14 protein-coding genes and 1 other RNA gene are annotated in these 13,373 nt (G+C 63.1%); 8 read left to right on the forward strand and 7 right to left on the reverse strand.

Annotation, left to right across the window (positions count from 1 at the left end; translation table 11 throughout):
• Positions 1 to 140: 140 nt before the first annotated feature.
• The 6 genes from HX869_RS02255 to HX869_RS02280 form a co-directional block, all read right to left on the reverse strand.
• Positions 141 to 1,145, reverse strand: a complete 1,005-nt coding sequence (locus HX869_RS02255; RefSeq protein WP_178902694.1) for an extracellular solute-binding protein — start codon at positions 1,143 to 1,145, stop codon at positions 141 to 143.
• A 95-nt stretch (positions 1,146 to 1,240) separates the two neighbouring features.
• Entirely contained in the window at positions 1,241 to 2,458 is a 1,218-nt protein-coding gene (locus HX869_RS02260) for a 2-octaprenyl-3-methyl-6-methoxy-1,4-benzoquinol hydroxylase (protein ID WP_162835188.1), read from the reverse strand.
• Between the two features lie 9 nt (positions 2,459 to 2,467).
• The gene (locus HX869_RS02265; RefSeq protein ID WP_003213946.1) at positions 2,468 to 2,953 is read right to left on the reverse strand and encodes a DUF4442 domain-containing protein; all 486 of its coding nucleotides are present in this window, start codon (positions 2,951 to 2,953) and stop codon (positions 2,468 to 2,470) included.
• The gene (gene ubiH, locus HX869_RS02270) at positions 2,946 to 4,133 is read right to left on the reverse strand and encodes a 2-octaprenyl-6-methoxyphenyl hydroxylase (protein WP_134327503.1); all 1,188 of its coding nucleotides are present in this window, start codon (positions 4,131 to 4,133) and stop codon (positions 2,946 to 2,948) included. The genes HX869_RS02265 and ubiH overlap by 8 nt, the downstream gene beginning before the upstream one ends.
• On the reverse strand, positions 4,130 to 5,452 hold the full coding sequence (pepP, locus tag HX869_RS02275) for a Xaa-Pro aminopeptidase (protein WP_178902695.1): 1,323 nt from the start codon (positions 5,450 to 5,452) through the stop codon (positions 4,130 to 4,132). Before pepP ends, ubiH begins: the two co-directional genes overlap by 4 nt.
• Positions 5,453 to 5,472: 20 nt before the next feature.
• A complete protein-coding gene (locus HX869_RS02280; RefSeq protein ID WP_003213952.1) occupies positions 5,473 to 6,030 on the reverse strand; it encodes a YecA family protein in 558 nt (185 codons plus the stop codon).
• Between the two features lie 139 nt (positions 6,031 to 6,169).
• Between HX869_RS02280 and HX869_RS02285 the strand changes: the two genes are divergently transcribed.
• The 4 genes from HX869_RS02285 (at position 6,170) to HX869_RS02300 (ending at position 7,588) form a co-directional block, all read left to right on the forward strand.
• Positions 6,170 to 6,379 carry a TIGR02449 family protein gene (locus HX869_RS02285; protein ID WP_003213954.1) on the forward strand — a complete coding sequence of 70 codons (210 nt, stop codon included), beginning with the start codon at positions 6,170 to 6,172 and terminating at the stop codon, positions 6,377 to 6,379.
• Entirely contained in the window at positions 6,376 to 6,693 is a 318-nt protein-coding gene (locus HX869_RS02290) for a cell division protein ZapA (protein WP_003213956.1), read from the forward strand. Before HX869_RS02285 ends, HX869_RS02290 begins: the two co-directional genes overlap by 4 nt.
• Before the next feature lie 30 nt (positions 6,694 to 6,723).
• Positions 6,724 to 6,902, forward strand: a non-coding RNA gene (ssrS, locus tag HX869_RS02295) — 6S RNA.
• A gap of 56 nt (positions 6,903 to 6,958) precedes the next feature.
• Positions 6,959 to 7,588 (forward strand): 5-formyltetrahydrofolate cyclo-ligase, encoded by a 630-nt coding sequence (locus tag HX869_RS02300; protein ID WP_087693301.1) that lies wholly within the window; start codon positions 6,959 to 6,961, stop codon positions 7,586 to 7,588.
• 7 nt (positions 7,589 to 7,595) lie between these two features.
• On the opposite strand, the gene HX869_RS02305 is transcribed toward HX869_RS02300, so the two are convergent.
• Positions 7,596 to 7,745: a hypothetical protein gene (locus HX869_RS02305; protein ID WP_003213959.1), complete on the reverse strand. Its 150-nt coding sequence runs from the start codon at positions 7,743 to 7,745 to the stop codon at positions 7,596 to 7,598.
• 196 nt (positions 7,746 to 7,941) lie between these two features.
• On the opposite strand from HX869_RS02305, the gene HX869_RS02310 reads away from it, so the two are divergent.
• The 4 genes from HX869_RS02310 (at position 7,942) to HX869_RS02325 (ending at position 13,334) form a co-directional block, all read left to right on the forward strand.
• A complete protein-coding gene (locus HX869_RS02310; RefSeq protein WP_003213961.1) occupies positions 7,942 to 8,391 on the forward strand; it encodes an EVE domain-containing protein in 450 nt (149 codons plus the stop codon).
• Positions 8,392 to 8,531: 140 nt separating this feature from the next.
• Positions 8,532 to 9,497 (forward strand): HlyD family secretion protein, encoded by a 966-nt coding sequence (locus tag HX869_RS02315; protein WP_003213963.1) that lies wholly within the window; start codon positions 8,532 to 8,534, stop codon positions 9,495 to 9,497.
• A complete protein-coding gene (rbbA, locus tag HX869_RS02320; RefSeq protein ID WP_177080599.1) occupies positions 9,494 to 12,214 on the forward strand; it encodes a ribosome-associated ATPase/putative transporter RbbA in 2,721 nt (906 codons plus the stop codon). Before HX869_RS02315 ends, rbbA begins: the two co-directional genes overlap by 4 nt.
• Before the next feature lies 1 nt (position 12,215).
• Entirely contained in the window at positions 12,216 to 13,334 is a 1,119-nt protein-coding gene (locus HX869_RS02325; protein WP_003213965.1) for an ABC transporter permease, read from the forward strand.
• The last annotated feature ends 39 nt before the right edge of the window (positions 13,335 to 13,373 follow it).

Genomic DNA, 13,373 nt, shown 5'->3' on the forward strand with positions numbered 1-13,373 from the left:
GCTTGTGTGGGAGCGGGCTTGCTCGCGAAAGCGGCGTGTCAGTCAACGCCTATGTGACTGATACACCGCTTTCGCGAGCAAGCCCGCTCCCACACAAACCCGCCCCCACATTTAGATCGGCGGCGCCTTGCAAATTGTATCTAGTTCCAGCCAGCGCGATCCATCAAGCGAATCGCCTCAGCCTGACGCTTGCCCGCCACTTCCACCGGCAATGTGTCAGCCACAAACTTGCCCCAGGTCGCCACCTCCGCCGACGGCGGCACCGCCGGGTTGGCCGGGAATTCCTGGTTCACATCCGCAAAGATCTTCTGCGCTTCCGGCGTGGTCATCCACTCCACCAGCGCCTTGGCTGCTTCCGGGTGCGGTGCATGCTTGGTCAGGCCGATGCCCGACAGGTTGACGTGCACCCCGCGGTCGCCCTGGTTCGGCCAGAACAACTTCACCGCCAGGTCCGGCTTCTGCTTGTGCAGGCGGCCGTAGTAGTAGGTGTTCACGATGCCCACGTCACACTGCCCGGCGTTGATCGCTTCCAGCACGGCAATGTCATCGGAGAACACGTCGGTGGACAGGTTGTTGACCCAGCCCTTGACGATTTCTTCGGTCTTGGCCGCGCCGTGGGTTTCGATCAGGGTGGCGGTCAGCGACTGGTTGTAGACCTTCTTCGCGGTGCGCAGGCACAGGCGGCCTTCCCACTGTTTGTCGGCCAGGGCTTCGTAGGTGGTCAGGTCGCTCGGTTTCACGCGATCGGTGGAGTAGGCGATGGTCCGCGCTCGCAGGCTCAGGCCAGTCCAGGCATGGGCCGAAGAACGGTATTGAAGGGGAATATTCTTGTCGATCACCGCAGAGGTGAACGGCTGCAGGATGCCCATCTGCTCGGCCTGCCAGAGGTTACCGGCGTCGACGGTGAGCAGCAGGTCGGCGGTGGCGTTTTCACCTTCGGCCTTGATGCGCTGCATCAGCGGCGCTTCCTTGTCGGTGATGAACTTCACCTGCACGCCGGTCTTCTTGGTGTAGGCGTCGAACACCGGCTTGATCAGTTCGTCGATGCGCGAGGAGTAGACCACGACCTCATCGGCCGCCTGCACGGTGGTGCTGCCGATAAGAGTGAGTGCCAGGGCAGTCAGGAGGCGCTTGGGTGCCAGCATGGGTGCGGTCTCTCATTTGCAAAAAGAGCGCAAATGATAAGGACTCACATTTGGTAACGCTCAACGGAGCCGTTACCAGATGTTGCGCAGCACCCTCAGGCCTTGGCCAGCTCCGGCAAATCCCCGGTCAAACCCAATGCCTGACGCACAAACAACGCCTTGGCCTCCGGCATCTGCTCAACCACCTTCAGCCCTGCATTACGCAGCCAGCGCAACGGCAGTTGATCGGCCTGGAACAACCGCTCAAAGCCTTCCATCGCCGCCATCAGCGCCAGGTTGTGCGGCATGCGCCGACGCTCGTAACGGCTGAGCACCTTCACATCCGCCAGGCGCTCGCCGCGCTCGTTGGCCGCCAGCAGGACCTCGGCCAGCACGGCCGCATCGAGGAAGCCCAGGTTCACCCCCTGCCCCGCCAGCGGATGAATGACGTGGGCCGCGTCGCCAATCAATGCCAGGCCTTCGGCCACGTAACGTTTGGCGTGGCGCTGACGCAACGGCACGCACAGCCGTGGATCGGCGCTTATCACGCTGCCCAGGCGGCCTTCGAAGGCATTTTCAAGTTCACGGCAGAAGCTTTCATCGTCCAGCGCCATCAAGCGCTCGGACTCACTCGGGGTGGTCGACCAGACGATCGAACACCAGTCTTCCTGCCCGTCCCGCACCAGCGGCAGGAATGCCAGCGGGCCATTGTCGGTAAAACGCTGCCAGGCCGTCTTTTGATGCACCTGGCTGCTGCGCACACTGGTGACGATGGCGTTGTGCAAATAATCCCACTCACGGGTAGCAGTGCCGGTCAGGCGACGTACTGCCGAGTTGGCACCGTCCGCCGCGACCACCAGTGGCGCGCGCAAGGTGCGGCCATCGGCGAGGGTCAGCAGCCAGTCATCGCCGGAGCGGCGCATCTGTTCCAGGCGCGCATTGGCCAGCAGGCCGAGGTCGCAGTCGTGCAGGCGGTCGAGCAAGGCGTCCTGGACCACACGGTTTTCGACGATATGCCCCAGCACCTCAGCATGCACGCTGGCCGCCGAGAAGTGGATCTGCCCGGTGCCGCTGCCGTCCCACACCTGCATCTCGCCGTACGGGCTGGCACGTCGCTCGACAATCCCGTCCCACACGCCAAGGCGCTCGAGGATGCGCTGGCTGGCGGCCGACAAGGCGCTCACCCGCGGTTCGAACGCAGCATGAGGGTCGAACGGCTTGACACTCAGCGGGCTGCCGTCGAGCAGCAGCACCTGCAGGCCACTGCCCTGCAACGCCAGCGCCAGGGCGCTTCCGACCATTCCGGCCCCGACAATCAGCACATCTGCGCGCATGTCCATGCTTTAAGCCTGTCTCGATTGCAGCTTGCGCCGCACGTAAAGGGTTTTGTCGACCCGCGCCACCAGGGTGCCGGAGCCGTCATGAATCTGTACCTTGAGCTGCGGTAAATACTTGTCGCCGCTGGCGGTGTGCTGGCGAATCTCGTCCAGCAACGCCTGGTCGATGGAAAATTCGGCGAACACCGGGCCTTTGCCCGGCGAGATAAAGTCGATAGCGGCAGCCTTGTCCCAGACAATGTAGTCGCGGCCCAGGTTCTCCATCAGCATCAGCATGTAGAACGGGTCGACCATCGAATACAGGCTGCCGCCAAACTGCGTGCCGACGTAGTTGCGGTTGTACCAGCCCAGGCCCATGCGCACCTTGACCTCGCGGAAATCGCTGCCGATGTGCAACACCCGAACTCCGGCCCCGAGGTACGGCGGGTACAGGGTCATGATCCAGCGCAACAGCCGCGCCTTGCCCAGGCGTCGGGTCAGCCACTCACGCATCGGGACGGGTACCCAGGCCCATGGCCTGGCGCGCGAACCAGCGCTTGGCCGGCGGCAGCAAGTCGAGGCCCAGCAAGCCCATGTTGCGGCCCAGCGCGACCAACGGTTGCGCACTGCCAAACAGGCGGGTGACCTGATCGGAGAAGCCGACGGTGAGTTTCTGGTCCATGCGCTGACGCTCGCGGTACGCCTGCAGTGTCGCCAGGTCGCCCGGAATCGCCGGCCCGGCCAGCAGCGCCTCGGCCAACGCGTAGGCATCCCGCAGGGACAGGTTGAAGCCCTGACCGGCAATCGGGTGCAGGCTGTGGGCGGCATTGCCAAGTACGGCCAGATGAGAGCGCACTTGTTCTTCCGCTTCCACGAGCGTCAGCGGGTACAGGTGGCGCGCACCGACTTGCTTGAGGGTGCCCAGGCGGTAGCCGAACACGCCCTGCAGTTCACTCAGGAAGCTGCGTTCGTCCAGATCGGCCAGGCGCTTGGCGTCCATGCCGACGCGGGTCCAGACCAGCGCGCAGCGGTTGTCCGGCAACGGCAGCAAGGCCATCGGGCCTTCGTCGGTGAACCGCTCGAACGCCTCGCCGTTGTGGGCCTCGCTTGGGGTGATGTTGGCGATCAGCGCGCTCTGGTTGTACGGCCGCTTTTTAACGCCGATGCCCAGTTGCTCGCGCAAACCTGAGCGACCGCCATCGGCCAGCACCGCGAGGTCGCACTCCAGCACGGTTTCGTCATTGAGGGTCAGGCGGTAGCCATCGGCAAGCGGCTCCATGCGCGTAACTTCCGCCGGGCAACGCCAACTGACCACGTCCTTGTCCAGCCCTTGCCACAGGCATTGGCCCAGCCAGGCGTTTTCCACCACGTAGCCAAGCGCCGGCACACCCTCTTCCATGGCCGACAGGCGCGCGGTAGAGAAGCGGCCACGGTCCGACACATGAATCTGTTTGATCGGCTCGGCGCGGCGAGAGATTTCCTGCCACACGCCCAACCGTTGATAGATCTGCCGCGCGCCAAAGGACAGCGCTGAAGAACGCGCGTCATAGCTCGGCTGGTAGCTGTCGCCGGGGGCAAACGGCTCGATTAGCACGATCTTCCAGCCCCGGGCCTTGGCTCCGGCCTGCAAGGCCAATGCGAGGCTGGCACCCACCAGGCCGCCGCCGATAATCGCCAGGTTGACCCGGCTCATCGGGCGCTCGCCATCAATGCTTCGATCTCGGCGACGGACTTGGGCACGCCACCGGTCAGAATTTCACAGCCTTGCTTGGTCACCACCACGTCGTCCTCGATGCGTACGCCAATGCCACGCCATTTCTTCGCCACGTTCTGGTTGTCCGGCGAGATGTAAATCCCCGGCTCCACGGTCAGTGCCATGCCGACTTCCAGCACCCGCCACTCGCCGCCGACCTTGTATTCGCCGACATCGTGCACATCCATCCCCAGCCAGTGGCCGGCGCGGTGCATGTAGAAGGCTTTATAGGCTTCACTGGCGATCAGTTCGTCGACATCACCCTGCAACAATCCCAGCCTCACCAGCCCGGCAGTGATCACTTGCACCGTCGCCTCGTGGGCCTGGTTCCAATGCTTGTTCGGGGCGATTTCGGCAAAGGCGGCTTCCTGGGAAGCCAGCACGATTTCATAAATCGCCTTCTGCTCGGCGGAAAACTTGCCGCTCACCGGCCAGGTGCGGGTGATGTCGCTGGCGTAGCAGTCGATCTCGCAGCCGGCGTCGATCAGCACCAGGTCGCCGTCCTTGAGCACCGCGTCATTCTGCTGGTAATGCAGGATGCAGCTGTTGCGCCCCGAGGCGACGATGGAACCATAGGCCGGCATCTTCGCCCCGCCCTTGCGAAACTCGTAGTCGAGCTCCGCTTCCAGGCTGAACTCATGCAACCCGGCGCGGCTGGCCTGCATCGCCCGTACATGGGCCGCGCAGGAAATCCGCGCCGCCTCGCGCATCACCTTCACTTCTGCCGCCGATTTATACAGGCGCATGTCATGAAGCAGATGATCCAGGGCAACAAATTCGTTCGGTGGCTGGGCGCCGAGGTGCGCTTTAGAGCGGATCACGTTGATCCACTCCATCAGGTGCCGGTCGAATTCGGCATTGCTGCCCATGGCCGAATACACCCGGTCGCGGCCTTCGATCAGGCCGGGCAGGATGTCGTCGATATCGGTAATCGGGAAGGCGTCATCGGTGCCAAAATCGCGAATCGCGCCTTCGGTGCCCGCTCGCAGGCCGTCCCACAGTTCGCGCTCGGCATTGCGTTCGCGGCAGAACAGCACGTACTCGCCGTGCTGGCGGCCGGGCATCAGCACGATCACCGCCTCCGGTTCGGGGAAGCCGCTCAGGTACTGGAAGTCGCTGTCCTGGCGGTAGACGTGCTCGACGTCACGGTTGCGGATGGCTACCGCGGCCGCCGGCAGGATGGCGATGCTGTTGGGTTCCATCTGCGCCATGAGCGCCTTGCGGCGCCGGGTGTATTCCGCTTTGGGGATATGGATCATGGGCAGATGGGCTTCCTTTCTTAGTGCAGCGACGGCTTGGGTGCAGCGGGCTCAGCCGATTTACGGGTCTCGGTGAACAGCAGCAGCGGCGCGACGCGCAGGTATTCCATGACTTCCATGTAGTCGCTTTCGCCGTCTTCGGACTCTTCCAGGGCGTCTTGCACCTGAGAGATGGCGGCCAGGTCCTGCAGCACTTCCTGGGCATCGGTGCTCAGGTCGAGGCCGCCGGCGTTCACGCCGAAACCGTGGAGGAAGCCTTGGCACCATTGGCCCAACGCGGCGGCGCGCTCGGTGAGCGGCGCGTCATCGGTAGGCAGCAGCAGGACGACGGTGACGTCATCACCGGTCAGCTCGCCTTTAACCATCTCTTGCAGGCCGATGAGCGCATTGCGCACGTTTTCGGTAGGCTCGGTTTCCAGCAGCTCGGCGACGTCGGCCAGCCAGTTGTCGGCATCAAAGCCGACACCGGTGCAACTGCGGCCCAGCAGCACGCCGTGCAGTTCGGCAGGCGAGCAAGGATGACCGCTGGAACTCAGCAGTTTGGAAAAAGCATCGTACGGGGAGTTCTGAATGGGCATGGTGAGCTAGGCGCCAGACGGCGCAATGTCTAGAATGAAGCGCTGTATCCTAGCATCGGCAGACGTACCAAGACTATCGAGGGCGTCAGATCGTTTATCCAGCAGTTGCCATTCATCAGACAAAATCCAGTGGAACCCAATGGAAGACACCGACCTGCAAGCGCTGATGGCCAGACTCGAGCTGCTAATTAACCGGGTCGAGCAACTTAAGAGCCAAAACGGACTCCTATTAGCTCAGGAAAAGACCTGGCGCGAGGAACGCGCTCACCTCATTGAAAAAAACGAAATCGCCCGGCGTAAGGTCGAATCGATGATTTCGCGCCTGAAGGCCCTGGAGCAAGACTCATGAGTTCAAGCAATAGCGTCACCGTGCAGATTCTCGACAAAGAATATTCGATCATCTGCCCCCAGGAAGAACGCAGCAACCTGGTGAGCGCTGCCCGCTACCTGGACGGCAAGATGCGCGAAATCCGCAGCAGCGGCAAAGTCATCGGCGCCGATCGCATCGCCGTGATGGCCGCCCTGAACATTACCCACGATCTGCTGCATAAGCAGGAACGGCCTGACGTGCAGGCCAGCGGCTCGACGCGCGAGCAGGTGCGCGACCTGCTGGAGCGGGTCGATCTGGTACTTTCTACCGATCCAGAGCCACCCAAGGGCTGATTGCGGCGTCGGTTTCGGGTATACTCGCCCCACTCCCTGGCGTGCTTGCCAGTCGGCGATGTCCCTGAGCCGATTCGCACTACCCTGGAAGTTACACGTTGGGCTGGTGTGCATGTCCGCTAGACGGAAAGCCTTAAAGCCTACTGTTTCTTCCACCTTGAACTTTCGGGTTCAAGGGCTAAGTCGACAGCGGTTCTGTCGGGGAGCCTGATTCCCAAATCCAATGCCAGTCCCAGGACTGGCATTGTTTTATGAGCCGAAAACCATGACCGAACCTGCGCCGCTTTCCCGCCCGCAACTTCGACGCATGCTGCGCAAAGCCCGCCGCGCCCTGACGCCAAGCGAGCAACGCCAGGCCGCCCTGGGCCTGTATCGGCAACTGGCACAGCACCCGCTGTTTCGCCGGGCCAAACACCTATCCTTATATCTACCGACGGACGGTGAAATCGATCCGCGCCTGCTGCTGCGCGCTGCACAGCGCCGGGGCAAGGCGACGTACCTGCCGGTGCTCAGTGCATGGCCGCGAACCAAGATGGTGTTCCAGCGAGTGCGCCCCGGCGAAAAGCTGAGGCCCAACCGTTTTCGCATCCTCGAGCCCCAGGTAAATGCCGGCCGGCAACGCAAGGTCTGGGCGCTGGACCTTGTGCTGCTGCCACTGGTTGGCTTTGATGATGTGGGCGGACGGTTGGGCATGGGCGGCGGGTTTTATGACCGCAGCCTGGCCTACATGGCCCGCCGGAAATCCTGGCGCAAGCCGACGCTGTTGGGCCTGGCCCATGAATGCCAGAAGGTCGAACGATTGGCGCAGGCAAGCTGGGATGTCCCGCTTGAGGGCACAGTCACCGATAAGGATTGGTATATAGCAGAGACGCTACTGGAATCAGCAGCGCCTTGAAGACGGGTCAGCGTTTGAACGGTTGCGGCTGTTGCTGTGCGAGTTCAATCGGCGCGTCAGTCTTGTTCGACCACAAGCTCTGCGCATAGCCGGTGGTCACAACGCCCAGGCCGAACAAAATAACCAAAATCCATAGTAAATCCGGTTTGCGTTTCATCGATTGCCCCCCTTCAGGCATCTTGCACACGATGACAGCAACGTTCCATTAGTAGTCCGTGCCAGCTGCGTCAAGCTCAAAACCCCGGCATTCTGCGTTAACGTGAACCAACACGCAAACCTTGACGCCAACCGACTGTCGGTTTGTCATAAAATTGCAGGACAACTTTCCCAATCGACTTTTGAGGAGCGAAAACATGGCCTATTGGCTGATGAAATCCGAGCCCGATGAACTGTCCATCAAGGGCCTGGAAAAGCTCGGCGAGGCCCGGTGGGACGGGGTGCGCAACTACCAGGCGCGGAACTTCCTGCGGGCGATGGCGGTGGGTGACCAGTTCTTCTTCTACCACTCCAGCTGCCCGGAACCGGGGATTGCCGGCATCGGTAAAATCGTCGAGGCAGCCTACCCGGACCCGACCGCGCTGGAGCCCGACAGTCATTATTTCGACGCCAAGGCCAGCCCTGAAAAAAACCCGTGGAGCGCGATCAATGTTGCCCACGTCGAGACCTTTGCGAAGGTCCTGGGGCTGGGCTACCTGAAACAGCAAACCGCCCTCGCCGAGTTGCCTCTGGTGCAAAAAGGCAGCCGCCTTTCGGTGATGCCGGTCACCGCCGAGCAATGGGCCGCCGTACTCGGCCTGCGCTGAAACAGCAGAACCCTGCGGTCACGCCCATGGCGCATGCATCTGCGCGCCAACCGGGTTAGGCTGGCGCTTCATTTGACCCGCATCAAGGGCCTCCGGGCAGGATCGGTCAAACTAGGACGCTAACGCCGCAGGATGCACCCATGTCGACGAACCACCGTACCTCCCATCTTTTCGCCATTCCATTGATTGTCTTGCTGCTGGCCGCCGGCGGCTTCGGCTATTGGCAATCCACCCAGGACCGCCTGCCCGAAGGCTTGAGCATGGGCAATGGCCGGCTGGAATCGACTGAAGTGCAGATCGCCGCCAAGATCCCCGGGCGCCTCGCCGAAGTGCGGGTGGACGAAGGCGACAAGGTGCTCAAGGGCCAACTGCTGGCGCGCATGGACACCCGCACCCTGGAAGCCCAACGCGCCCAGGCCGAAGCCGAAGTGCTGCGGGCCAGGGAGAATTTCGCTGCTGCCGAAGCCAATGTGCAACTGCGCCGGAGCGAACAACTGCTGGCCAGCCAGGAACTCAAGCGCACCCAGGAGCTGTACAAGCGCGGCTTCGCCAGCGGCCAGCTGATCGACCAGCAGCAGGCCCGGCAAAACACCGGCAACGCTGCCGTGGTCGCCGCCCAGGCCCAGGTCAATTCGGTAAAGGCCGCCATCGGCGCCGCCCAGGCTCAGGTCGCCCAGCTCACCAGTGAAATCGAAGACAGCAGCCTGCGGGCGCCTATCGACGGCATCATCCAGCTACGCCTGGCCGAACCCGGCGAAGTGCTCGGCGCGGGTGGTCGCGTGTTGCTGCTGATCGACCCCAACGACCAATACATGAACCTGTATCTGCCCGCTTCGGTAACCGGCGCCCTGACCGTCGGCAGTGAGGCGCGGATCGTCCTCGACGCCCTGCCGAAGCAACCGCTGCCGGCGAAAATCAGCTTCGTCGCCGCCAAGTCGCAGTTCACCCCCAAGGAAGTGGAAACCCGCGACGAACGTCAGAAGCTGGTGTTCCGGGTCAAGCTGCGCCTGACCCAACCAAGCGCCGTGCCCCAAGCCAAACCGGGCATGCCCGGCGCCGGCTATGTGCGCACCGCTGACCTGGACTGGCCGGCCAACCTGCAATGAACGGCCTGGCGCTGCACGCCACGGGGATCAACCATCGCTACGGCAAGCAACAGGCGCTGATCGACATCGCCTTCAGCCTGCCCGCCGGCACACGCTGCGGGTTGATCGGCCCGGACGGCGCCGGCAAGTCGAGCCTGCTGGGCTTGATCGCCGGGGTCAAAAAGCTTCAACAAGGCGAACTGCAAGTACTCGGCGGCTCGATCGAAGACCGCCGCCACCGCAACAGCCTGTACCCGCGCATCGCCTTTATGCCCCAGGGCCTGGGCGGCAACCTGTACCCCGAGCTGTCCATCAGCGAAAACATCCGGTTCTTTGCCACGCTGTTCGGCCTGTCAAAAGCCGATTGCGACCAGCGCATGCACAACCTGCTGCTGGCCACCGACCTCGCACGCTTCGCCGAGCGCCCCGCCGGCAAGCTCTCCGGCGGCATGAAGCAGAAGCTCGGCCTGTGCTGTGCGCTGATCCACGACCCGGACCTGTTGATCCTCGACGAACCCACCACCGGGGTCGACCCATTGTCCCGTCGGCGCTTCTGGGAACTGGTGGAAACCGTACGCAGCGAACGCCCGCAGCTCACACTGCTGGTGGCCACCGCCTACATGGAAGAAGCCGAGCAGTTTGAACACTGCCTGATGCTCGACCGCGGCAAGCTGATCGCCGACGGCCTGAGCAGCGAACTCGCCGCCGCGACGCCCAGCGGCAAACTGGACGAAGCCTTCACCCATTTCCAGGGCGACAGTGCCCATAACAACGAGCCGCTGGTGATTCCGCCCCGGCAAAGCGACAACACCGACATCGCCATCGAAGCCCACGACCTGACCCTGCGCTTCGGCGACTTCACGGCAGTCAACAAGGTCAGCTTCGCCATTGGCCGGGGCGAGATCTTTGGTTTCCTCGGCTCCAACGGCTGCGGCAAGACCACCACCATGAAAGTCCTCACCGGGTTGATGCCCGCCACCGAGGGCACCGCCACGCTGCTGGGCAACCCGGTAAACGCCAAGGACCTGGCCACCCGCAAGCGCGTGGGTTTCATGTCGCAAAGCTTCTCGCTGTACGGCGAACTCAGCGTGCGCCAGAACCTGGTGCTGCATGCGCAGTTGTTCGACCTGCCCAAGGCCGAGAGCGGCCAGCGCATCGACGAGTTGATCAAGCGTTTTGACCTGGGCGACGTTGCCGAGCAGCCGTCCGGCGAGTTGCCGCTGGGCCTGCGCCAGCGCTTGTCCCTGGCGGTGGCGGTGCTGCACCGCCCGGAAGTGCTGATCCTCGATGAGCCGACCTCGGGCGTCGACCCGGCCGCGCGGGATGACTTCTGGCGGCTGCTGATCGAACTGTCCCGGGAACAGGGCGTGACGATCTTCCTGTCCACCCACTTCATGAACGAAGCCCAGCGCTGCGACCGCATCTCGCTGATGCACGCGGGCAAGGTGCTGGCCTGCGACACGCCGGACGCGCTGCAACAGCAGTTCCACGGCGAAACCCTGGAAGCGGCGTTCGTCACCTGCCTCGAACAGGCCCAAGGCGCGCCCGAAGCGGCCACCGCGCCCTCCGAAACCGTCAGCGAACCCATGGCCCCACCCGTCAGCAAACGCGGGTTCAGCGTCGCCCGCCTGTTGGCCGTGGCCAGCCGCGAAGGCAAGGAACTGCTGCGGGACAAAGTGCGCATGGCCTTCGCCCTGTTGGGGGCGATTTTCATGATGGTGATCTTCGGCTACGGCATTTCCCTGGACGTGGAAAAGCTCGCCTTCGCCGTCTACGACCAGGATCAGACGCCGCAAAGCCGGGCCTACTTGGAAGCCTTTCGCAGTTCGCGCTATTTCGCCGAACAGTCGCCGATCACTGACTCCAACGAACTGCACAAACGCCTGCAGCGCTCGGAGATCAAACTGGCGCTGGAGATTCCGCCAGGGTTCGGCCGCGATCTCTACGCCGGCCGCCAACCCGCCGTGGCCGCCTGGCTCGATGGCGGCATGCCGTTCCGTGCGGAAACCAGCCGCAATTATGTCGAGGCCGTGCACCAGGCCAACCTCCAACAACTGGCCGAACTGAACAGCACACCACTGAATCAGCAAGCCGCCGCCAAACTGGAAACCCGCTTTCGCTACAACCAGGACGTGGTCAGCGTGAACGCTATCGGTCCCGGCGTGATGGCGCTGATCCTCGCGTTTATCCCGGCGATGCTCACGGCCCTGGGGATCGTGCGCGAGAAGGAACTGGGCTCCATCACCAACTTCTACGCCACACCCCTGACCCGCCTGGAATTCCTGTTGGGCAAGCAGGCGCCGTACCTGGCCGTGAGCCTGATCAACCTGGGCCTGCTGGTGGCGATGAACCGCTGGCTGTTCGGCGTGCCGTTCAAGGGCAGCGGCGTGACCCTGGCTTTCGGCGGCCTGCTGTATGTGCTGGCCACCACCAGCATGGGCCTGCTGATTTCCGCGTTCACCCGCACCCAGATCGCAGCGATCCTCGGCACCATGATCATCACCAGCCTGCCGACCATCCAGTTCTCCGGGCTGATCGTGCCGCGCTCGTCCCTGGAAGGCGCCGCCGCGTTGATGGGCATGTTGTTTCCGGCGGGCTACTTCCTCGACATTGCGGTGGGCACCTTTACCAAGGCCCTGGACCTGCGTCAGCTATGGCCACAGTGCCTGGCGCTGTTCGGGTTTTTCCTGGGGTTCACCGGGCTTAGCCTGATCATGCTCAAGAAGCAGGAGGCCTGAGATGCACAAGTTCGCCCATATCCTGCGCCTCGGCATCAAGGAACTGACCAGCCTGCGCCACGACAGCGTGTTGCTGCTGTTCCTGTTCTACGCCTTTACCGTCGCCATCTATATGCCCGCCGCCGGCTCGGTGATCGGCGTGCACAACGCCAGCGTGGCCTTTGTGGATGAAGACCACAGCGCGCTTTCCCGGCAACTGGCCGAAGCGCTGCAACCGCCGGAATTCCAGGCGGCGGTGCCGTTGCCGTACGACCAACTGGACAAGGTGATGGACAGCGGCCAGTACACCTTCGTGATCAACGTGCCGGCGAATTTCCAGGCCGACCTGTTGGCCGGGCGCCAGCCGGGGGTGCAGGTCAACGTCGATGCCACGGCCATGAGCCAGGCATTCATGGGTGCCGGGTATATCGGGCGGATTTTCCAGCGGGAATTGCTGACCTATGGCAACCAGGCCGATGCCGCCCAAAAGGCGCCGGCGCTGCTGACCACCCGGGCGCTGTTCAATACCAATCTGGAAGGCGGCTGGTTTCTGGCGGTGATCCAGATCGTCAACAACATCACCATCCTCGCCATCGTGCTGACCGGCACCGCGCTGCTGCGTGAGCGCGAACACGGCACCCTCGACCATTTGCTGGTGCTGCCGCTGACTGCGCTGGAAATCATGCTGGCGAAAATCTGGAGCAACATGCTGGTGGTGGTGCTGTGCACCTGGCTGTCGCTGGAAGTGGTGGTGAAAGGCTTGCTCGGCGTGCCGCTGGCCGGGTCGCTGACTTTGTTTTTGCTGGTGACGGCGCTGTACCTGTTTGCCAGTACTGCCCTCGGCATCTTCCTCGCCACCCTCGCCCGCTCGACGCCGCAGTTTGGCCTGCTGGCGATCCCGGTGATTATCCCGATGCTGCTGTTGTCCGGCGGCAGCACGCCGCTGGACAGTATGCCGCAGTGGTTGCAATGGGTGATGCAGGGCTCGCCGTCGACGCACTTTGTGAGCCTGAGTGCGGCGATTCTGTTCCGGGATGCGGGTGTGAATGTGGTGTGGCCGGACTTGCTGGCGCTGGCGGGGATTGGGTTGCTGTTCTTTGCGGTGGCGTTGGCGCGGTTCAGGAAGAGCCTGGCTTCCTGAGGTGTCTGTCAGGGCCTCTTCGCGAGCAAGCCCGCTCCC

Origin of the sequence: Pseudomonas sp. P7779 (assembly GCF_013386315.1) — a bacterium.
Classification (GTDB): domain Bacteria; phylum Pseudomonadota; class Gammaproteobacteria; order Pseudomonadales; family Pseudomonadaceae; genus Aquipseudomonas.

Bases quoted from the DNA above. Each gene is read 5' to 3' on its own strand.
- HX869_RS02255 (WP_178902694.1), bottom strand. From the start codon at position 1,145: ATGCTGGCACCCAAGCGCCTCCTGACTGCCCTGGCACTCACTCTTATC.
- HX869_RS02260 (WP_162835188.1), bottom strand. From the start codon at position 2,458: ATGCGCGCAGATGTGCTGATTGTCGGGGCCGGAATGGTCGGAAGCGCC.
- HX869_RS02265 (WP_003213946.1), bottom strand. From the start codon at position 2,953: ATGCGTGAGTGGCTGACCCGACGCCTGGGCAAGGCGCGGCTGTTGCGC.
- ubiH (WP_134327503.1), bottom strand. From the start codon at position 4,133: ATGAGCCGGGTCAACCTGGCGATTATCGGCGGCGGCCTGGTGGGTGCC.
- pepP (WP_178902695.1), bottom strand. From the start codon at position 5,452: ATGATCCATATCCCCAAAGCGGAATACACCCGGCGCCGCAAGGCGCTC.
- HX869_RS02280 (WP_003213952.1), bottom strand. From the start codon at position 6,030: ATGCCCATTCAGAACTCCCCGTACGATGCTTTTTCCAAACTGCTGAGT.
- HX869_RS02285 (WP_003213954.1), top strand. From the start codon at position 6,170: ATGGAAGACACCGACCTGCAAGCGCTGATGGCCAGACTCGAGCTGCTA.
- HX869_RS02290 (WP_003213956.1), top strand. From the start codon at position 6,376: ATGAGTTCAAGCAATAGCGTCACCGTGCAGATTCTCGACAAAGAATAT.
- HX869_RS02300 (WP_087693301.1), top strand. From the start codon at position 6,959: ATGACCGAACCTGCGCCGCTTTCCCGCCCGCAACTTCGACGCATGCTG.
- HX869_RS02305 (WP_003213959.1), bottom strand. From the start codon at position 7,745: ATGAAACGCAAACCGGATTTACTATGGATTTTGGTTATTTTGTTCGGC.
- HX869_RS02310 (WP_003213961.1), top strand. From the start codon at position 7,942: ATGGCCTATTGGCTGATGAAATCCGAGCCCGATGAACTGTCCATCAAG.
- HX869_RS02315 (WP_003213963.1), top strand. From the start codon at position 8,532: ATGTCGACGAACCACCGTACCTCCCATCTTTTCGCCATTCCATTGATT.
- rbbA (WP_177080599.1), top strand. From the start codon at position 9,494: ATGAACGGCCTGGCGCTGCACGCCACGGGGATCAACCATCGCTACGGC.
- HX869_RS02325 (WP_003213965.1), top strand. From the start codon at position 12,216: ATGCACAAGTTCGCCCATATCCTGCGCCTCGGCATCAAGGAACTGACC.